Source organism: Pseudomonas sp. E315, from assembly GCF_055406205.1.
This window is the reverse complement of the sequence record NZ_JBUZPJ010000016.1, coordinates 18064-36755: the sequence shown is the minus strand read 5'-3', so window position 1 is coordinate 36755 and position 18692 is coordinate 18064. Positions and strand designations below refer to the sequence as shown.

19 protein-coding genes are annotated in these 18692 nt (G+C 56.2%); 14 read left to right on the top strand and 5 right to left on the bottom strand.

All coding sequences use genetic code 11. The annotated features are described in order from the left end of the window. The first annotated feature begins 8 nt into the window (after positions 1-8). The 6 genes from ACZRJQ_RS19185 to ccoP (ACZRJQ_RS19160) all read left to right on the top strand — a co-directional run bounded on the left by ACZRJQ_RS19185 (position 9) and on the right by ccoP (ACZRJQ_RS19160) (position 4837). Positions 9-200: a cbb3-type cytochrome oxidase subunit 3 gene (locus tag ACZRJQ_RS19185; RefSeq protein WP_094994567.1), complete on the top strand. Its 192-nt coding sequence runs from the start codon at positions 9-11 to the stop codon at positions 198-200. After that, positions 197-1135: a cytochrome-c oxidase, cbb3-type subunit III gene (gene ccoP / locus ACZRJQ_RS19180; RefSeq protein WP_463979903.1), complete on the top strand. Its 939-nt coding sequence runs from the start codon at positions 197-199 to the stop codon at positions 1133-1135. The genes ACZRJQ_RS19185 and ccoP (ACZRJQ_RS19180) overlap by 4 nt, the downstream gene beginning before the upstream one ends. Positions 1136-1615: 480 nt before the next feature. Next, entirely contained in the window at positions 1616-3058 is a 1443-nt protein-coding gene (ccoN, locus tag ACZRJQ_RS19175; protein WP_463979902.1) for a cytochrome-c oxidase, cbb3-type subunit I, read from the top strand. Then, positions 3058-3666, top strand: a complete 609-nt coding sequence (ccoO, locus tag ACZRJQ_RS19170) for a cytochrome-c oxidase, cbb3-type subunit II (RefSeq protein WP_463979901.1) — start codon at positions 3058-3060, stop codon at positions 3664-3666. The genes ccoN and ccoO overlap by 1 nt, the downstream gene beginning before the upstream one ends. 5 nt (positions 3667-3671) lie before the next feature. Then, positions 3672-3863 carry a cbb3-type cytochrome oxidase subunit 3 gene (locus tag ACZRJQ_RS19165; protein ID WP_080960189.1) on the top strand — a complete coding sequence of 64 codons (192 nt, stop codon included), beginning with the start codon at positions 3672-3674 and terminating at the stop codon, positions 3861-3863. Then, a complete protein-coding gene (ccoP, locus tag ACZRJQ_RS19160; protein WP_463979900.1) occupies positions 3860-4837 on the top strand; it encodes a cytochrome-c oxidase, cbb3-type subunit III in 978 nt (325 codons plus the stop codon). The genes ACZRJQ_RS19165 and ccoP (ACZRJQ_RS19160) overlap by 4 nt, the downstream gene beginning before the upstream one ends. Before the next feature lie 76 nt (positions 4838-4913). Here ccoP (ACZRJQ_RS19160) and ACZRJQ_RS19155 read toward each other — a convergent pair whose 3' ends face one another. Further along, a complete protein-coding gene (locus ACZRJQ_RS19155; protein WP_463979899.1) occupies positions 4914-5921 on the bottom strand; it encodes a metallophosphoesterase family protein in 1008 nt (335 codons plus the stop codon). A gap of 404 nt (positions 5922-6325) precedes the next feature. On the opposite strand from ACZRJQ_RS19155, the gene ccoG reads away from it, so the two are divergent. The 6 genes from ccoG (at position 6326) to hemN (ending at position 13288) form a co-directional block, all read left to right on the top strand. Beyond that, a complete protein-coding gene (ccoG, locus tag ACZRJQ_RS19150) occupies positions 6326-7741 on the top strand; it encodes a cytochrome c oxidase accessory protein CcoG (RefSeq protein ID WP_463979898.1) in 1416 nt (471 codons plus the stop codon). A gap of 12 nt (positions 7742-7753) precedes the next feature. Further along, on the top strand, positions 7754-8296 hold the full coding sequence (locus ACZRJQ_RS19145) for a FixH family protein (RefSeq protein ID WP_463979897.1): 543 nt from the start codon (positions 7754-7756) through the stop codon (positions 8294-8296). A gap of 106 nt (positions 8297-8402) precedes the next feature. Then, positions 8403-10853 (top strand): heavy metal translocating P-type ATPase, encoded by a 2451-nt coding sequence (locus ACZRJQ_RS19140; protein WP_463979896.1) that lies wholly within the window; start codon positions 8403-8405, stop codon positions 10851-10853. A 20-nt stretch (positions 10854-10873) separates the two neighbouring features. Continuing rightward, positions 10874-11104 (top strand): cbb3-type cytochrome oxidase assembly protein CcoS, encoded by a 231-nt coding sequence (gene ccoS, locus ACZRJQ_RS19135; RefSeq protein ID WP_463979895.1) that lies wholly within the window; start codon positions 10874-10876, stop codon positions 11102-11104. Beyond that, positions 11097-11780, top strand: a complete 684-nt coding sequence (locus ACZRJQ_RS19130) for a sulfite exporter TauE/SafE family protein (protein ID WP_463979894.1) — start codon at positions 11097-11099, stop codon at positions 11778-11780. Before ccoS ends, ACZRJQ_RS19130 begins: the two co-directional genes overlap by 8 nt. A gap of 125 nt (positions 11781-11905) precedes the next feature. Beyond that, positions 11906-13288, top strand: coding sequence for an oxygen-independent coproporphyrinogen III oxidase (gene hemN, locus ACZRJQ_RS19125; RefSeq protein ID WP_463979893.1), 1383 nt, complete (start codon positions 11906-11908; stop codon positions 13286-13288). On the opposite strand, the gene ACZRJQ_RS19120 is transcribed toward hemN, so the two are convergent. Beyond that, positions 13281-13751: a hypothetical protein gene (locus ACZRJQ_RS19120; RefSeq protein ID WP_463979892.1), complete on the bottom strand. Its 471-nt coding sequence runs from the start codon at positions 13749-13751 to the stop codon at positions 13281-13283. The genes hemN and ACZRJQ_RS19120 overlap by 8 nt on opposite strands. Positions 13752-13910: 159 nt before the next feature. Between ACZRJQ_RS19120 and fnr the strand changes: the two genes are divergently transcribed. After that, entirely contained in the window at positions 13911-14645 is a 735-nt protein-coding gene (gene fnr / locus ACZRJQ_RS19115) for a fumarate/nitrate reduction transcriptional regulator Fnr (RefSeq protein ID WP_463979891.1), read from the top strand. 56 nt (positions 14646-14701) lie between these two features. Then, a complete protein-coding gene (locus ACZRJQ_RS19110) occupies positions 14702-15247 on the top strand; it encodes an adenine phosphoribosyltransferase (RefSeq protein ID WP_463979890.1) in 546 nt (181 codons plus the stop codon). A 177-nt stretch (positions 15248-15424) separates the two neighbouring features. Here ACZRJQ_RS19110 and recR read toward each other — a convergent pair whose 3' ends face one another. The 3 genes from recR to dnaX form a co-directional block, all read right to left on the bottom strand. Beyond that, entirely contained in the window at positions 15425-16027 is a 603-nt protein-coding gene (gene recR, locus ACZRJQ_RS19105) for a recombination mediator RecR (protein ID WP_463979889.1), read from the bottom strand. 138 nt (positions 16028-16165) lie between these two features. Continuing rightward, the gene (locus tag ACZRJQ_RS19100) at positions 16166-16504 is read right to left on the bottom strand and encodes a YbaB/EbfC family nucleoid-associated protein (RefSeq protein ID WP_463979888.1); all 339 of its coding nucleotides are present in this window, start codon (positions 16502-16504) and stop codon (positions 16166-16168) included. 78 nt (positions 16505-16582) lie between these two features. After that, positions 16583-18661, bottom strand: coding sequence for a DNA polymerase III subunit gamma/tau (gene dnaX / locus ACZRJQ_RS19095; protein ID WP_463979887.1), 2079 nt, complete (start codon positions 18659-18661; stop codon positions 16583-16585). Positions 18662-18692 lie beyond the last annotated feature (31 nt).

Below are 18692 nucleotides of genomic sequence, written 5' to 3'. Positions count from 1 at the left end.
TGTTTGAAATGAGTAGTGGAATGATTCGCGGCTTGGGCACTGTCGTGGTGGCAGTGGCCTTTATCGGGCTCGCATTATGGGTGTTCAGCCCACGGCGCAAGTCAGAGTTCGAAGACGCGACCTTACTGCCATTCAAGGACGATCCAGAGGCCATTAAACACGTCGAGCAAGAGCAAGCGTCTAGGAGTAACAAAGCATGACCACCTTCTGGAGTATCTATATCAGTGTGCTGACCATTGGCACGCTGATCGGCCTGACCTGGCTGCTGGTCGGTACGCGCAAGGGTGAAACCAAGAGCGACACCGTCGAGACGATGGGCCACAGCTTTGATGGCATCGAGGAGTACGACAACCCGCTGCCACAATGGTGGTTTATGTTGTTCGTGGGCACGCTGGTATTTGGCGTGGGCTACTTGATCCTCTACCCCGGCCTTGGCAATTGGAAAGGTGTGTTGCCGGGCTACGAAGATGGCTGGACCGGAGTTAACGAGTGGCAAAAGGAAATGGACAAGGCAGACGCCAAGTTCGGCCCGATTTTCGCTAAATACGCCGCCATGCCTGTAGAGCAAGTGGCTCAAGACCCCAAAGCCCTCAAAATGGGTGGGCGCCTGTTTGCCTCCAACTGTTCGGTGTGCCACGGCTCGGATGCCAAGGGCGCTTTCGGCTTCCCTAACCTCGCCGACAGCACCTGGCGTTGGGGCGGCGATGCCGACACCATCAAAACCACCATCATGGGCGGACGCATGGCTGCCATGCCGGCTTGGGGTGCAGTGTTGGGTGAAGACGGGGTCAAAAACGTAGCCGCTTATGTCCGTCACGACCTGGCAGGCCTGCCATTGCCACAAGACGCAACGGTGGATCTGGCCGCAGGCAAGCAAGCGTTCGACACCACTTGCGTTGCATGCCACGGCGCTAATGGCAAAGGTATGGCCCTGATGGGCGCGCCAGACCTGACTGCACCGGCGGGCTTTATCTACGGCACCAGCCTGGCGCAATTGCAGCAAACCATTCGTCATGGTCGCCAAGGCCACATGCCTGCGCAAAATGAGCTGCTGGGCAATGACAAGGTTCAATTGCTGGCTGCCTACGTGTTCAGCTTGTCAAACGGTAAGCAAGAGGAGAAATCAGCCGAATAATTACCAGACATTTCCTGCCGCATCATTTTGGTGCGGCAGTTCCCTCCTCAAAGCGCGACCAAGTGTCGCACCCTCTTTTAGTCCGTCTTTGCTCTCCTGCGATTCGCGACTACGCTTTTACATTCTGAGATCTGGAATTTCCCGACCTCACGTCAAGTGAAATTAATCGGTAAGTTGAAGGGCGCTCTTACGGGCCACACTGGTGGGTTTGCACCGGTTATCGTCGATTACGGTCTTCACCCTGAAATCGACGCACCCTCCCCCCACTCTGTCAGCACGACCTCGCCCCCTTCATTTCTGCCCTCCATGCGGCATTTTTTTCAGTTAGCACTTGCCCCTACTCCTCGCATGGAAAGGCCGCAGAATCAGCGTTGGAAAGCATTGACCGAGGTCATGCTGCGTTGCAATAGCCCTACGCTTTATACATACTTGCGACCGATTTTTTACTCCAATAAAACACCTAAACCGTGGAACCTTAGAATGAGCACAGCAATCAGTCCGACTGCTTATAACTATAAGGTAGTCCGCCAGTTCGCCATCATGACGGTGGTCTGGGGGATCCTTGGCATGGGGCTCGGGGTTTTCATCGCCTCACAACTTGTGTGGCCTGAACTGAACCTTGGCCTTGAGTGGACGACCTTTGGCCGTCTACGTCCTTTGCATACCAACCTGGTGATTTTTGCCTTTGGTGGTTGTGCATTGTTCGCCACCTCTTATTACGTCGTGCAACGCACCTGCCAAACGCGATTGATCTCTGACACTCTGGCCTCGTTTACCTTTTGGGGTTGGCAGGCAGTGATCGTCGGCGCAATCATCACGTTGCCGCTGGGTTACACCACGACCAAGGAATACGCAGAGCTGGAATGGCCTTTGGCTATCCTGCTGGCCATCGTCTGGGTGGTCTACGGTATTGTGTTCTTCGGCACTATTACCAAGCGTAAAACCAAGCACATTTACGTGGGCAACTGGTTCTACGGCGCATTTATTGTCGTAACCGCGATGCTGCACATCGTTAACCACGCGTCGCTGCCAGTGAGCTTCTTCAAGTCCTATTCCGCTTACGCGGGTGCGACTGACGCCATGATTCAGTGGTGGTATGGCCACAACGCCGTAGGTTTCTTCCTGACCACCGGCTTCCTGGGCATGATGTACTACTTCGTTCCCAAGCAAGCCGAGCGTCCGATTTACTCGTATCGCCTGTCTATCGTGCACTTCTGGGCACTGATCACCCTGTACATCTGGGCAGGTCCCCACCACTTGCACTACACCGCTCTGCCAGACTGGGCTCAGTCGTTGGGCATGGCAATGTCGATCATCCTTCTGGCACCCAGCTGGGGCGGCATGATCAACGGCATGATGACCCTCTCGGGTGCCTGGCATAAACTGCGCACCGACCCGATCTTGCGCTTCCTCGTTGTGTCCTTGGCCTTCTACGGCATGTCGACCTTCGAAGGCCCGATGATGGCGATCAAAACCGTCAACTCGTTGTCGCACTACACCGACTGGACCATCGGCCACGTACACGCCGGCGCACTGGGCTGGGTAGCCATGATCTCGATTGGCGCGCTGTACCACATGATCCCGAAAATCTATGGTCAGAAGCAGATGTTCAGCATCAGCCTGATCAATACGCACTTCTGGCTCGCCACCATCGGCACCGTGCTTTACATCGCGTCGATGTGGGTCAACGGCATCACTCAAGGCCTGATGTGGCGTGCAATCAACGACGACGGCACCTTGACCTACTCGTTCGTAGAAGCGCTGCAAGCTAGCCACCCAGGCTTTATCGTTCGCGCCATCGGCGGTGCTTTCTTCGCCAGCGGCATGCTGTTCATGGCCTACAACGTATTGCGTACCGTACGCGCCTCGAACCCGGTAGAAGCTGAAGCAGCATCCAAGATTGCTGTAGTTGGAGCCCACTGATGAAGCACGAAACAGTCGAGAAGAATATTGGCCTGATGGCCTTCTTCATGGTCATCGCCGTCAGTATTGGCGGCCTGACCCAAATCGTTCCCCTGTTCTTCCAGGACGTTACCAACACGCCGGTTGAGGGCATGAAGCCTCGCACTGCGCTGGAACTGGAAGGCCGCGACATCTACATCGCCAACGGTTGCGTTCAATGCCACTCGCAAATGATCCGCCCGTTCCGCGCCGAAACTGAACGCTATGGCCACTACTCAGTTGCCGGTGAAAGCGTATGGGATCACCCGTTCCTGTGGGGTTCCAAGCGCACCGGCCCTGACCTGGCCCGTGTAGGCGGTCGTTACTCCGATGACTGGCAACGTGCGCATTTGTACAACCCGCGCAACGTTGTACCTGAATCGGTCATGCCGGCTTATCCGTTCCTCGTAGAGCGAAAACTGGACGGCAAAGACACGGCGAAAAAAATGGAAGTCTTGCGCGTGCTCGGCGTTCCTTACACCGACGAAGATATCGCCGGCGCCAAGGATGCTGTGAAAGGCAAAACCGAAATGGACGCGCTGGTGGCCTATCTTCAGGGCCTGGGCACCATCATCAAAAGCAAACGGTGATCTAGATGGATATCGGGATGATTCGTGGCCTGGGCACTGTCGTTGTGATGGTGGCTTTTATCGGTTTAGCGTTGTGGGTGTTCAGCCCACGGCGCAAGTCTGAGTTCGAAGACGCAACTTTACTGCCGTTCAAGGATGATCCCGAAGCCATCAAGCACGTCGAGCAAGAGCAAGCTTCTAGGAGTAACAAAGAATGACTACGTTCTGGAGTCTGTACGTCACAGTCCTCAGTCTGGGTACCATCTTCGCCTTGACCTGGTTGTTGCTGGCCACCCGCAAGGGCCAACGCAGCGAGCAGACCGACGAGACAGTTGGACACTCGTACGACGGGATTGAAGAGTACGACAACCCAATGCCCAAATGGTGGTTCATGCTGTTCGTGGGCACCATCATCTTCGCACTCGGCTACTTGGTGCTGTACCCGGGTCTGGGTAACTGGAAAGGCCTGCTGCCAGGTTATGACTACCTGGACACCAAAGAGAAAACCGAGTTTGCCAATGGCCAGACAGGTTGGACCGGTGTTCACGAGTGGGAAAAGGAAATGGCCAAATCGGATGCCAAGTTTGGCCCGATCTTCGCCAAATTCGCTGCCATGCCAATTGAAGAAGTCGCTAAAGACCCCCAAGCACTGAAAATGGGTGGCCGTCTGTTCGCCTCCAACTGTTCGGTGTGCCACGGTTCTGACGCCAAGGGCGCTTATGGTTTCCCGAACCTGACTGACGCCGACTGGCGCTGGGGCGGTACCGCAGCAGACATCAAAACCACCATCATGGCGGGCCGTCATGCCGTCATGCCGGGCTGGTCTGAAGTGATCGGCGAGCAAGGCGTCAGCGACGTAGCAGCCTACGTGTTGACCAACCTTGACGGCCGCAAACTGCCAGAAGGCGCGAAAGCTGACCCTGTTAAGGGTAAAGAAATTTTCGCTACCAACTGCGCTGTTTGCCACGGCCCAGAAGGCAAGGGTAACCCTCTGATGGGCGCCCCTAACCTGACTCACCCGGCGGCGTTCATCTACGGTTCGAGCTTTGCTCAACTGCAGCAGACCATCCGCTACGGCCGTCAGGGCCAAATGCCTGCACAGGCTGACCTGCAAGGGAACGACAAGGTTCACCTGCTGGCTGCCTACGTTTACAGCCTGTCTCATGGCGATGATGCCAAAGCAGCTGAATAACGCAGTCACCTGAAACACAAAACGGCCCCGCCAGCGATAGTTGGCGGGGCCGTTTTGTGTCAGGGGTAAACGTCAGTTATTTGATATCAATCACAGCTTCAAGCTTTTTGTTACGCCAGTCATTACCGTGAACCGCATAAACTTCCATCTGTTTATGATCCGCTGACAAGTTCGCGATCAAGTAGGTTTGCTGTGATGCAGAACCGCTTAAGAACACCGGAACACTCCCAAACTTTTCTCGCCCTGAACGAAACTGACCAATATGAGCATGGTAGTGGCCTGCAAAAATAGCAGTCACTTCATACTTTTCGATCATGCCTTTAAAGCGCTCAAAATCATCCTTATTGCCCTCCCACCCTTGAGGTTTGTGCAGATTGATTATGATTATTTTCCCGGCCTGCCGCGCCAATTTCAGGTCTTTCTCCAACCAATCCAACGAACGTGTTATTTCATAATCAACACGATCCACGAACACACCAGACTGGATGTTCACGGTATAGGTGGGCTCATTATTTAACTGAATGACATGCACTCGTCCCCAGTCCTTTGCATAGGCCAGGCTGCCATAAAAAATACGCGTAAATTCGTTACCGGCACGGCTAAACAAGTCAATATTGGCGCCTCTTACCCAGTAGCGGGCTATGTACTCGCTAAGACTGCCAGCAGCACAACCATTCAAGAAGCAATCGTCGACGTTGTTTTCATAATCATGATTGCCTAACCCATAGTCATAGAGACCACCCAGCTCTTTTTGGAGTACTTTTTTGACGTAAGCACGCTCACCAGAATGACCAAACGCCGTCATATCTCCGTTGATCATGACGGGTACAGCTTCAGCACCACCCTGTTCTTTTCTGAACTCGGCAATGCTCCGATACTGCTGACTGATAAACTTAGCAGAGCGCTCTTCTTTAATGCCCTGACTCTCATCTTCACCACTATCACTCTTGTCAGTCCACGGGTATTGAGGGTCTGAAGTAAATACCCAATTAACCGGAGTGTCAGCACTGGCGGTTTGAACGGCAAATACACTGCTTGCCATCATTAAAAAAACTATGACTTTACTAACTAACATTAAACGCATTGTTCTCCATCCTTAGAGAGGGTATTTAATTAAAGCTGCTTTTACAGCCTGTTTAATCAGATAAGCCCACCTCACCTAAAACTCAAACGCTCAACCCAGCCCAATTACCAGCAATCTTTTCAGTCGCCACGCCAGGGGTTGCTACGAGGAACACGCAGTTCAGCACCCTGCGCCTGCGCCCCTTGCTCCAGAGCCTTTGCGCAACCCACCGAGGGCTTGAAGTCAATTGATCCATGTCACGAGTTGTTACAACTGCTATACCAACTTTAGTTTTTTCGGAACGCGACCAAAGGTCGCACCCTTGAGCTAGAGTGACAGGCGTATCATTGCGCCACTGCAACACCTTCTGACCGCGGTTGGCACGTACTGACCGAGGCATTTTTCCACTGCCGTGGGACGCACAAATGAGCAATCAGATTCCTGTAAACGACATCACCCCACCTGCCAAAAAAACCACCGAAAGCGTCAACCTGTACGCCCCTCGGGAAAAGATCTACACACGCGCCTTTACTGGCCTGTTCCGAAACCTGCGCATGGTTGGCGGCGCGGCGCTGTTCTTGTTGTATTTCGGCACGGTATGGCTCAACTGGGGTGGCCATCAAGCCGTCTGGTGGAACCTCCCAGAGCGTAAATTTTTTATTTTTGGCGCTACCTTCTGGCCACAGGATTTCATCCTGCTGTCTGGGTTGTTGATCGTCGCAGCCTTTGGCTTGTTCTTTATTACTGTGTACGCCGGGCGCGTGTGGTGCGGTTACACCTGCCCGCAAAGCGTCTGGACTTGGGTGTTCATGTGGTGCGAGAAGGTCACTGAAGGTGACCGTAACCAGCGCATCAAACTCGACAAGGCGCCGATGAGCGCCAATAAATTCCTGCGCAAGTTCAGCAAGCACAGTCTGTGGCTGCTGATTGGCTTTGTTACCGGCATGACCTTCGTGGGCTATTTCTCGCCGATTCGAGAACTGGTTATCGACTTCTTTACGGGCCAGGCTGATGGCTGGGCCTACTTCTGGGTCGGGTTCTTCACCCTGGCCACTTATGGCAATGCGGGTTGGCTGCGCGAGCAAGTGTGCATCTACATGTGCCCGTATGCGCGTTTCCAGAGCGTGATGTTCGATAAAGACACCCTGATCGTGTCGTACGACCCACGCCGCGGAGAGGTTCGTGGCCCGCGTAAAAAAGATGCTGACTACAAGGCTCAGGGCTTGGGCGACTGCATCGACTGCACCATGTGCGTGCAGGTCTGCCCTACCGGTATCGACATCCGTGACGGATTACAAATCGAGTGCATTGGCTGCGCGGCGTGTATCGACGCCTGCGACAGCATCATGGACAAGATGAATTACCCTCGCGGTTTGATCAGCTATACCACCGAGCACAACCTGTCCGGCCAGAAAACCCATAAACTGCGCCCTCGCTTGATTGGCTATGCGCTGGTGTTACTGACCATGATCGGCTTGCTGGCAGGGGCGTTTTACACCCGCACGCTGGTCGGTTTTGACGTCAGCAAAGACCGTGTGCTTTATCGTGAGAACGCCGAAGGCCGGATCGAAAACGTCTACAGCCTGAAAATCATGAACAAGGATCAGCACGACCATACCTATGTGCTGGAGGCCACCGGCTTGCCGGACTTGAAGCTGCAAGGCAAACGCGAAATCAAGGTAGCTGCCGGCGATATCGTCAGCATGCCCGTCGAGTTGTCGATTGCCCCTGAGCAACTACCGTCGAGCACCAACGAGGTGTTTTTCATCCTCAAGGATGCCGACAACAGTGACATCAATGTTAAAGCCAAGAGCCGTTTCATCGGCCCACAAATCAGATAAGAGACATTTGCCATGCCCGGTCCTAATCCAGCAAACCCTTGGTACAAGCATCTTTGGCCCTGGATCATCATCGCCATTCTGGCGTGCTCGGTGACCCTGACCCTCTCGATGGTGACGATTGCCGTCAATAACCCGGACAACCTGGTTAACGACAATTATTACGAAGCCGGTAAAGGCATCAATCGCTCATTGGATCGAGAGCTGCTGGGCCAGACGTTGCAACTCAAAGCCAAGCTGCGTCTGGATGAAATGACCGGCGAAGTCGTGCTGCTGCTTGAAGGCAACAGTCAGCCAAAAACCCTTGAGCTGAATCTGATCTCCCCGACTCAACCTGAAAAAGATCGCAAGATCAGCCTCAGTCAGAGCGAATCTGAGCCGGGCCGTTACATCGGCCAACTGGACGACAAGGTTGAAGGGCGACGCTTCGTTGAGCTGCTGGGTGTTGAAGACGGTAAAACCTGGCGCTTGTTTGAAGAAGAACTGGTCGGCCATGACAAGGACTTGCTGCTAGGCGACGAACCTCTGCAAGGCGCAGAAGACAAGCGCAACAAGTAACCCCATCGCCAGCACGCTCATACCCGCAGGGATACGCGAACCCTGTGGGTATGAGCGTGTTGGCGATGATGTGCTTTCCAGCGGCATAACATCGCGACAGACCGCCATGACCACTCCGACTCCCTGTTATCACTGCGCCCTGCCCGTCCCATCCGGCAGCCGGTTCACGGCCGTTGTATTGGGCCAACCCCGCGAGTTTTGCTGCCCGGGCTGCCAAGCGGTGGCCGAAGCCATCGTGGCGGGCGGGCTTGAAAGCTACTATCAGCACCGCAGTGAAGCGTCCGCCAACCCTGAAGCCTTGCCTGTGCAGTTGGTTGAAGAGTTGGCATTGTATGACCGCCCTGACGTGCAAAAACCTTTTGTCCGACACGACGGCGAGCAATCCGAAACCACCTTACTGATCGAAGGCATCAGTTGCGCCGCCTGCGGCTGGCTAATCGAAAAGCACCTGCGCAGTTTGCCTGCCGTCACTGAAGCTCGACTCAACCTGTCCAATCATCGCTTGCATGTGCGCTGGGCAGACAGCCAGTTGCCGCTGAGCGAAGTCCTCAGCGAGCTGCGTCATATCGGTTATGCGGCCCACCCGTATCAGTCCGATCGCGCCACCGAGCAGTTGGCCAGCGAAAACCGCTTGGCATTGCGCCAACTGGGGGTGGCCGGCCTGTTGTGGTTCCAAGCCATGATGGCAACCATGGCCACTTGGCCCGAATTCAATATCGACCTTAGCCCTGAGATGCACACCATCTTGCGCTGGGTCGCGATGTTTCTGACGACACCCATTGTGTTTTACAGCTGCGCGCCGTTTTTCAAGGGCGCCATGCGTGACCTGCGCACCCGCCACCTGACGATGGACGTGTCGGTTTCACTGGCTATTGGCGGGGCCTATATCGCGGGTATCTGGACGGCGATCACCGGCATCGGCGAGCTCTACTTTGATGCGGTGGGCATGTTCGCGCTGTTCCTGCTCGCCGGGCGCTACCTTGAGCGTCGCGCCCGCGAGCGCACCGCCGCCGCGACCGCGCAATTGGTCAATCTGCTACCTGCGTCCTGCCTACGCCTAGCCGACGACGGACAAAGCGAGCGGATTTTGCTGACAGAACTCAAAGTCGGTGACCGTGTACTGGTTCAACCCGGTGCAATCCTCCCGGCTGACGGCAAGATCCTTGACGGCCAATCCAGCATTGATGAATCACTGTTGACCGGTGAATACCTGCCGCAGGCACGCAGCGTTGGCGACGCCGTCACCGCCGGCACGTTGAATGTCGAAGGCGCACTGACCGTCCAAGTCATGGCATTAGGGCAAGACACTCGACTGTCCGCCATCGTGCGCTTGTTAGAACGTGCGCAAAGCGAAAAACCACGACTGGCCGAGATTGCCGACAAAGCTGCGCAGTGGTTTCTGCTGTTTTCGTTGATCGCGGCAGCCGGGATTGGCTTGCTGTGGTGGCAACTTGACCCATCACGGGCATTTTGGATCGTGCTGGCGATGCTGGTAGCCACCTGCCCTTGCGCACTGTCGTTGGCGACACCTACCGCACTCACGGCAGCAACCGGCACCTTGCACAAACTGGGGTTATTGCTGACCCGTGGACACGTGATCGAAGGCCTTAACCAAATCGACACGGTCATTTTCGACAAAACGGGCACCCTGACTGAGGGCCGCTTAGTGTTGCGAGCCATTCGCCCACTGGGCGGTCTGGACAGCGATCAATGCTTGAGTTTGGCCGCTGCACTGGAGAATCGCTCTGAGCACCCCATTGCTCGTGCTTTTGGGCGCGCACCGCTGGCTGCCGAGGAAGTCCACAGCACGCCGGGGCTTGGCCTTGAAGGCCTGGTCGGCGAACAACGCTTGCGCATTGGTCAACCCGGCTTTGTGTGCGCACTGAGTGGCTGCACGCCGCCAAACATGCCTGAAGAGGCCGGCCAATGGCTGCTGCTGGGCGATACCGAAGGTGTATTGGCCTGGTTCGCCCTTGATGATCGCTTGCGGGCTGACGCTCCCGCGTTACTGGCAGCCTGCAAGGCTCGTGGCTGGCGCACATTGCTGCTGTCTGGGGACACATCACCGATGGTTGCCAGTGTCGCTGCAGAACTGGGCATTGATGAGGCTCAGGGCGGGTTGCGACCTGATGACAAATTGAAGGTGCTGCAACAACTTCACGCACAAGGCCGCAAAGTGCTGATGCTGGGGGACGGCGTCAACGATGTGCCCGTACTGGCCGCAGCCGACATCAGCGTTGCAATGGGCTCAGCCACGGATCTGGCCAAAACCAGTGCCGACGCAGTGCTGCTCTCCAATCGTCTGGATGCACTGGTGCAAGCCTTTAGCCTGGCTCGGCGGACACGCCGGGTCATCATCGAAAATCTGCTGTGGTCGGGCCTCTACAATGGCCTTATGCTGCCGTTTGCGGCACTGGGCTGGATCACCCCAATCTGGGCCGCCATTGGCATGTCCATCAGCTCATTGACCGTTGTGCTTAACGCGTTGCGCCTGACTCGCATGCCGAGTCAGACGAACGCCGCAGCCACGTCAGACACTCGCCCGCTTCCGGCCTGAGCCGGACGCCTGGAGCTTTTATGCCAGCGCTTTACGTCATGATTCCCGCGGCCTTGCTGATTGTCGCGATTGCCATCTACATCTTCTTCTGGGCCGTCGACAGCGGCCAGTACGATGATCTGGACAGTCCTGCCCACAGCATTCTTTTCGACGATCAAGACCCGCAGCACACTGCTGCCGTTGAGCAAGCAAAAGCTCAGCACGGCGAGTCCGACAAAGACCCCGAATCCAAAGCCCCGCCCCATGCTTGAATTGGCGCCACTGCTGGTATCTGCCGTCATCCTGGGCCTGTTGGGCGGCGGGCATTGCCTGGGCATGTGCGGCGGCTTAATGGGCGCACTCACGCTGGCGATCCCCAAAGAGCAACGCAGCCGACGCTTTCGACTGTTATTGGCCTACAACCTGGGACGAATCCTGAGCTACGCCACAGCCGGTTTGTTGCTGGGGCTGGCGGGTTGGGCCGTCGCTAATAGCCCTGTCGCGATGTACATGCGAATCCTCGCGGGGCTGTTACTGATTTGCATGGGCTTGTATCTGGCCGGCTGGTGGAGCGGCCTGACGCGCATTGAACGTTTGGGCCGCGGCCTGTGGCGTCATATCCAGCCTGTGGCCACCCGCTTGCTGCCCGTGTCGAGCTTGCCGCGTGCATTGCTGCTGGGCGCGCTTTGGGGCTGGCTGCCGTGCGGCTTGGTGTACAGCACGCTGATCTGGTCGGCCAGTCAAGGCAGCGCAACCGACAGTGCGTTGCTGATGCTCGCGTTTGGCCTTGGCACTTGGCCCGTGCTGCTAGCAACAGGCCTTGCTGCCGAACGCGTGACGACAGTGTTGCGCAAACGTAGCGTGCGCATGACCGGCGGGGTGCTGGTGATGCTATTTGGCATCTGGACCCTGCCCGGCCCGCATCAACATTGGTTGATGGGTCATTAAGCTGCCCTCCATTGCGTAGCCGCAGCAAATTCTTCCAAGCACAGCCGTTGATGCAAATCAAGGTGTAACAAAACCGCAGCCTCTAGACTTCGGCGCATTGCCAGCCATCCCAGGGGAATGCCCGCATGCTCGACGCCATTCGTTGGGACTCAGATTTAATTCGCCGTTACGACTTGGCCGGACCGCGCTATACCTCGTATCCCACAGCGATGCAGTTCAATAGCCAAGTCAGCCCATTCGACCTATTGCACGCGCTACGCGAAAGCCGCAAGGCGCTACGCCCTCTTTCGCTGTATGTGCACGTGCCGTTCTGCGCCAACATTTGTTACTACTGCGCCTGCAACAAGGTCGTCACCAAGGACCGAGGTCGCGCGCAACCCTACTTGCAGCGACTTGAGCAAGAAATCCAACTGATCGCCTGCCACCTCGACCCCAAACAAAAGGTCGAGCAATTGCACTTTGGTGGCGGCACACCAACCTTTCTCAGCCACGATGAGTTACGCCAACTCATGGGTCATTTACGCCAGCACTTCAACTTGTTGGACGACGACTCTGGCGACTACGGCATAGAAATCGACCCCCGCGAGGCCGACTGGTCGACCATGGGCCTTTTACGTGAGCTGGGCTTCAATCGCGTCAGCATTGGCCTGCAAGACCTCGATCCCGAGGTGCAGCGAGCGGTGAACCGCCTGCAAAGCCTGGAAGAAACACGCGCCGTGATTGATGCCGCGCGCACGCTGCAGTTTCGATCAATCAATATTGACTTGATCTACGGCCTGCCTAAACAAACGCCCGAGGCCTTTGCTCGCACCATTGAGGAAGTCATCAGCCTGCAACCGGATCGCTTGTCGGTCTTCAATTACGCGCACTTGCCTGAGCGTTTCATGCCCCAACGGCGCATCAACGTCAGCGAACTGCCTTCGCCTGCCGACAAACTGCAAATGCTTGAGCGCACCATCGAACAGCTCACTGCTGCCGGCTACCGTTACATCGGCATGGATCACTTCGCACTGCCGGACGATGAGCTGGCAATCGCGCAAGAAGAATCGACCTTACAACGCAACTTTCAGGGTTACACCACCCACGGCCACTGCGATTTGGTTGGGCTCGGCGTATCTGCGATCAGCCAGATTGGCGACCTGTACTGCCAAAACAATAGCGATCTGGCGCAATACCAAAACACCTTGGCCAGCGCTCAGCTCGCCACCAGCCGTGGCCTGCTGTGCAATCAGGACGATCGTATTCGGCGCGAAGTGATTCAGCAGATCATCTGCAACCTGCACCTGCCATTTGCCCAGATTGAGCAAGCGTTCAATATCGACTTCAGAGGGTATTTTGCGCCCCAGTGGCCAGCACTGGAGAAGATGGCAGCCGACGGCCTGATAGCACTGAACAATGACCAACTGACTGTTCTGCCCGCTGGGCGATTACTGGTGCGCTCGGTGTGCATGGTGTTCGATGCCTACCTTGACCAGCAAAACCGCCAGCGGTTTTCGCGGGTTATTTAGCCGCCAAGGACGAAGCCTTGATGGCGTCTTCGGAGCTTGAGTCTTTCATCGCTTCGTTCAAGCTCGCTGTTGCCGCCATCAAGGCGGCATTCAACCCGGCAATGGCCGATTGCAGCGCCGCGACCTGAGCCTTGGATTGTTCTGGGCTCAAGTTGCGATTGGCCATTACCTGCTGCAACTGCTCTTGCTTTTCCTGAATTTGTTTTTTGATCTCACGGATCATCTTGAGAATTTTCTGGACCTGATCTGACAGGCCGCTGTCTTCTATATCGTTGTTCTGGCTCTTCTGGGCATTAGCCGTTTTCAGGGCCGCCCCCGAAATAGTCACTTTGACGCCCTCGGCAGGCGCAGCAGCGTCCACCTCAAGCTTGGGTGCTTTATCGGTAGCGGAGGTATCCTGATCCACCTTGACACGATCATAGAGTGGCAACATGCCACTTTGACTGAGGGTAATTCCACCCATCGACGACATCTTCCCTGCTCCCGTTGTTAAGCGATGACAAATTTATCGGCCAAATCGTACAAATCTTGAGATATACGCAGCGAGAAGGCGCGCTGGTCTCGATTCCTTCACTGGGTTACCCTTGCACCTTATGTGTGTTTTCCCACAAGGATTAAAGAAATGTCCGAGCCAGTAAAACTGCGCGCTCATAACCAGGCTCACTGCAAGGATTGCAGCTTGGCCCCTCTCTGTTTGCCACTTTCGTTGAATCTGGAAGACATGGATGCGTTAGAGGAAATCGTTAAGCGCGGTCGTCCACTGAAAAAAGGCGAGTTCCTGTTTCGTCAGGGCGACACCTTCGGCTCGGTTTATGCCGTACGCTCCGGCGCACTCAAAACCTTCAGTCTGAGTGACAGCGGTGAAGAGCAAATCACAGGTTTTCACCTGCCAAGCGAACTGGTCGGCTTGTCCGGGATGGACACCGAAACCTACCCGGTGTCTGCTCAAGCACTCGAAACCACGCCAGTATGCGAAATTCCCTTCGAGCGATTGGACGAACTCTCGGTTCAACTGCCGCAGTTGCGTCGCCAGTTGATGCGCATCATGAGTCGAGAAATCCGCGACGATCAGCAAATGATGTTGCTGCTGTCGAAAAAGACAGCCGACGAACGCATCGCGACCTTTCTGGTCAACTTGTCTGCACGCTTCCGGGCTCGTGGCTTCTCAGCCAATCAGTTCCGCCTGAGCATGTCACGCAATGAAATCGGTAACTATCTGGGCCTGGCGGTCGAAACCGTGTCTCGCGTCTTTACCCGCCTGCAAGAAAATCAACTGATCACTGCCGAAGGCAAAGAAGTGCATATTCTTGACCCCATCAAGCTGTGCGCACTGGCAGGTGGCTCGGCGGAGGCATAACAAGGCTGTTTGCGGACTATACTGGCGGGCTTAACGCACGCCAGGACACCCTGATAATGGTCTTCGACGACTTCTGCCTCAAATCCTTGATTCGCCCGGTGCTTGATTTCCCCAAGCCCGGCGTTATCTTTCGTGATATCACCCCGCTCTACCAATCCCCCCGCGCCATGCGAGTGATCGCTGATCGCTTTATCGAACGTTACGTTGAAGCTGATTTCAGTCATATCGGCGCGATGGATGCTCGCGGTTTTTTGATCGGTTCAGTTTTGGCCCATCAACTCAACAAGCCGCTAATCCTGTTCCGCAAGCAAGGCAAACTGCCTGCAGACGTGCTAGCTGAAGGCTATCAAACCGAATATGGCGAAGCATTTTTGGAGGTTCACGCAGACAGCTTGTGTGAAGGGGATTCACTGCTGATTGTCGATGACTTGATCGCCACGGGCGGTACATTGATCGCTGCCGCCAATTTGGTACGACGCATGGGCGCACAAGTCTTTGAAGCGGCGGCCATTATTGACCTGCCTGAGCTGAGCGGTTCAAAACGCCTGAACGCCCTTGGCATACCGACGTTCTGCCTAACTGAGTTTTCGCTGACTGAATAATCAAAACCGCGCACGAGCTGGAGGCTGCGATTTTTGGGCTCTGGTTGGCCATTGAAAGATCGCAGCCTTCGGCAGCTCCAACGAAAAACACGCTCTGGGAAGCTGCGTACTTCGCCAGTCGACCCCGTGAAAGCCGCCGCAGGCTGCGATCTTTTGATCTACGGCCGGGCTGAGCCATTACAACGCGATGGGTTTACGGCCTGCAAACGAGTGAGCCAACGTGCCGCCGTCCACCAGCTCCAACTCACCGCCCAGCGGCACGCCGTGGGCAATACGCGAGGCAATCAAGCCTTTGCTGCTCAGCAACTGCGCAATGTAATGCGCCGTGGCCTCACCTTCGACTGTTGGGTTGGTGGCTAAAATCACTTCACTGAACGTGGACTGCTCATCAATGCGAGACATCAGTTGCGGGATGCCTATCGCCTCCGGGCCCAAGCCATCAAGCGGCGATAGATGCCCTTTGAGCACAAAGTACCGCCCGCGATAGCCCGTTTGCTCAACGGCATACACATCCATCGGCCCTTCAACCACACAGAGCAGCGTGTCATCGCGGCGCACATCTGCGCACTGCGGGCACAAGTCGTCCTCGGTCAAGGTTCTGCACAAACGACAATGCCCCACACCCTCCATCGCCTGACTCAAGGCCAAGGCCAAACGCGAGCCGCCACTGCGATCACGCTCCAGCAATTGCAAAGCCATGCGCTGTGCTGTCTTTTGACCCACACCCGGCAAAGTACGCAAGGCATCAATCAATTGGCGAATAAGGGGGCTAAAGCTCATAAGGAAAGGTCCGACAAGACAACGAGAGCCGGTTTATACCCGCGACATGGGGCAGCGTCAAATTGATGTGTTAAATAGGCAGCGCCCGCTCCACACACAAAAAAATGCCAGGCGCTTGGCCTGGCATTTGGGTGCGCCTTAGAACGGCAGCTTCATGCCCGGCGGCAATTGCATGCCCGCCGTCACGCCAGACATTTTGTCCTGGCTGTTGGCTTCGATCTTGCGCACTGCATCGTTAACAGCAGCGGCGAACAGATCTTCAAGCACCTCGCGGTCGTCTTCGCTGACGCCTTCAAGCAGGCTTGGGTCGATGCTGACGCGCTTAACGTCGTGACGACCGGTCATCACAACACTAACCATATCGCCACCGGCCTTGCCCGTGACTTCAGCATTGGCCAGTTCTTCCTGCATTTTGGCCATTTTTTCTTGCATCTGCTGCGCCTGCTTCATCAGGCCGGCCATGCCACCTTTCATCATGGGAATCACCTCAAACGTTATTTGGACAAAAGACCCAAGGCACATAAAAGCCTTGGGCTGTAATTTATTGTGCTGACGCTATGAAGCCTGCGCCTCGATAGCATCAACAGGCTCAATCGTATCGTCACGCACTGCCGCGCCGAACTGCTGAACCATTTGCTGAATGAGCGGATCCGCGTGTATCGACTCCTCTGCCCGGCGCTGGCGCTCTGCACGCAAACGCGAAGCGGCTTGGGCCGGAGTTTCCTGCTCAGGCTTGATCAGCTCAATGGTCACTTTGAGCGTGCGCTGATGATACTGGTTCAGTGCGTCGTTCAATCGGCGCTGCTGCGTCGCGTTGAACAGTGCGCTGTGAGCCGGATCAAGGTGCAGCAACCAATTATCACCCTCAACCGCAATCAGGGTGCAGTTAGCGCCAATGCTCGCGGTCATGCCCGAAACGGGTAATTGGGGGAACATGTTCAGCCATTCAAGGGCCAGTCCGGTAGCCGGCATGGCCGCAGGCAACGGCTCGGGTTCTGGCGCCGGATCAGCCGCATGCTCGCTGGCCAACTCATCAAGGTAGCTATAAGCCGCCGAATCCATATCGGGCTCGATGTAGTCTTCGTCCAGCGGTGGCTCGTCATCGCGATCCATGCCTGACAGCGCAGCGTCCACCTGCTCCGACGTAGGCTCGGGCACTGGCGCAGCCACCCACTCTGGCGCATCAGGCACGACACTGTCAGGGGTCGGCAATGGCATCGGTGGCAACTCAGGTTGCTCGCCAACCGTGTCCAGTACCACTTCTGGCACCGCTTCGTCCTCCATCACCGGGACTGAAGGTTCGTTCCAGGGCAAATCGACCACTGGCGCAGCAACAGGCGCGGGAGCCTCAACCGGCGCAGGTTGCGGGGCGACCTCAATCACTGGCTCAGGTGTCGGCGCAGGAGTCGCCACAGTCACCGGTGCGGGTGCGGGTGCGGGTGCGGGTGCGGGTGCGACCGAGGTTGTTACCGCCAAAGTTTGGGCGCAATCAACTGTGGCTTGGCTGATCCCCACTGGCTTTAGCGGCTGATTCGGCGCGTCAGCGCTGTCTGCCGGGCGGAAGGCCAGCATCCGCAGCAGCACCATTTCAAAGCCCCCTCGCGGGTCGGGCGCCAGCGGCAGGTCACGTCGCCCAATCAGGCCCATCTGGTAATAAAACTGCACATCTTCGGCAGGCAACGCCTGCGCCAACGCCAACACCCGATCACGATCGCCGTGTCCGTTATCGACACCCTCAGGCAACGCCTGAGCAATCGCAACGCGATGCAACACGTTCAGAATCTCGGAGAGCACGCCATTCCAGTCAGGGCCTTGTTCGGCCAGATGGCGCACAGCCTCAAGCAGCGCCCGCGCATCGCCCTGAATCAAAGCCTGTAGCAGGTCAAATACTTGCCCGTGATCAAGCGTACCGAGCATCGCCCGCACATCGGCGGCCAACACTTTGCCTTCTCCGAACGCAATGGCTTGGTCTGTCAGGCTCATCGCGTCGCGCATTGAGCCATCTGCCGCACGTCCCAGCAGCCACAGTGCATCGTCTTCAAACGGCACGTTTTCAACACTCAACACGTGGGTCAAGTGCTCGACTACCCGCTCAGGGGTCATGTTTTTCAGCGAGAACTGCAAGCAACGAGACAGAATCGTGGCAGGCAATTTTTGCGGGTCTGTCGTCGCCAAAATGAATTTGACGTAAGGCGGCGGCTCTTCAAGGGTTTTGAGCAACGCATTAAAGGAGTGACTGGAGAGCATGTGCACTTCGTCGATCAGGTAGACCTTGAAGCGCCCGCGGCTCGGCGCGTACTGCACGTTATCGAGCAGCTCACGCGTGTCTTCAACCTTTGTGCGGCTGGCGGCGTCGATTTCGATGAGGTCGACAAAGCGCCCCTCGTCAATTTCACGACACACCGAACACGTCCCGCAGGGGGTCGAGGTGATACCTGTTTCACAGTTCAGGCATTTGGCGATGATCCGCGCAATGGTGGTCTTGCCGACACCCCGAGTACCGGTGAACAGGTAGGCGTGGTGCAGGCGCTGACTGTCCAGAGCATTGATCAGAGCCTTGAGCACATGGGTCTGGCCGACCATTTCGCGGAACGAGCGCGGACGCCATTTACGTGCAAGAACCTGATAACTCATTGATAACCGTCGCGTCTAAAAAGCGGAAGGC

Excerpts from the sequence above, each read along its gene's own strand:
- ACZRJQ_RS19130 (WP_463979894.1), top strand. The coding sequence starts at position 11,097 with ATGCTTGAATTGGCGCCACTGCTGGTATCTGCCGTCATCCTGGGCCTG.
- fnr (WP_463979891.1), top strand. The coding sequence starts at position 13,911 with ATGTCCGAGCCAGTAAAACTGCGCGCTCATAACCAGGCTCACTGCAAG.
- ACZRJQ_RS19145 (WP_463979897.1), top strand. The coding sequence starts at position 7,754 with ATGCCCGGTCCTAATCCAGCAAACCCTTGGTACAAGCATCTTTGGCCC.
- recR (WP_463979889.1), bottom strand. The coding sequence starts at position 16,027 with ATGAGCTTTAGCCCCCTTATTCGCCAATTGATTGATGCCTTGCGTACT.
- ACZRJQ_RS19100 (WP_463979888.1), bottom strand. The coding sequence starts at position 16,504 with ATGATGAAAGGTGGCATGGCCGGCCTGATGAAGCAGGCGCAGCAGATG.
- ccoP (WP_463979903.1), top strand. The coding sequence starts at position 197 with ATGACCACCTTCTGGAGTATCTATATCAGTGTGCTGACCATTGGCACG.
- ACZRJQ_RS19185 (WP_094994567.1), top strand. The coding sequence starts at position 9 with ATGAGTAGTGGAATGATTCGCGGCTTGGGCACTGTCGTGGTGGCAGTG.
- ccoO (WP_463979901.1), top strand. The coding sequence starts at position 3,058 with ATGAAGCACGAAACAGTCGAGAAGAATATTGGCCTGATGGCCTTCTTC.
- ACZRJQ_RS19165 (WP_080960189.1), top strand. The coding sequence starts at position 3,672 with ATGGATATCGGGATGATTCGTGGCCTGGGCACTGTCGTTGTGATGGTG.
- dnaX (WP_463979887.1), bottom strand. The coding sequence starts at position 18,661 with ATGAGTTATCAGGTTCTTGCACGTAAATGGCGTCCGCGCTCGTTCCGC.
- ccoS (WP_463979895.1), top strand. The coding sequence starts at position 10,874 with ATGCCAGCGCTTTACGTCATGATTCCCGCGGCCTTGCTGATTGTCGCG.
- ACZRJQ_RS19140 (WP_463979896.1), top strand. The coding sequence starts at position 8,403 with ATGACCACTCCGACTCCCTGTTATCACTGCGCCCTGCCCGTCCCATCC.
- ACZRJQ_RS19110 (WP_463979890.1), top strand. The coding sequence starts at position 14,702 with ATGGTCTTCGACGACTTCTGCCTCAAATCCTTGATTCGCCCGGTGCTT.
- ccoG (WP_463979898.1), top strand. The coding sequence starts at position 6,326 with ATGAGCAATCAGATTCCTGTAAACGACATCACCCCACCTGCCAAAAAA.
- hemN (WP_463979893.1), top strand. The coding sequence starts at position 11,906 with ATGCTCGACGCCATTCGTTGGGACTCAGATTTAATTCGCCGTTACGAC.
- ccoN (WP_463979902.1), top strand. The coding sequence starts at position 1,616 with ATGAGCACAGCAATCAGTCCGACTGCTTATAACTATAAGGTAGTCCGC.
- ACZRJQ_RS19155 (WP_463979899.1), bottom strand. The coding sequence starts at position 5,921 with ATGCGTTTAATGTTAGTTAGTAAAGTCATAGTTTTTTTAATGATGGCA.
- ACZRJQ_RS19120 (WP_463979892.1), bottom strand. The coding sequence starts at position 13,751 with ATGGGTGGAATTACCCTCAGTCAAAGTGGCATGTTGCCACTCTATGAT.
- ccoP (WP_463979900.1), top strand. The coding sequence starts at position 3,860 with ATGACTACGTTCTGGAGTCTGTACGTCACAGTCCTCAGTCTGGGTACC.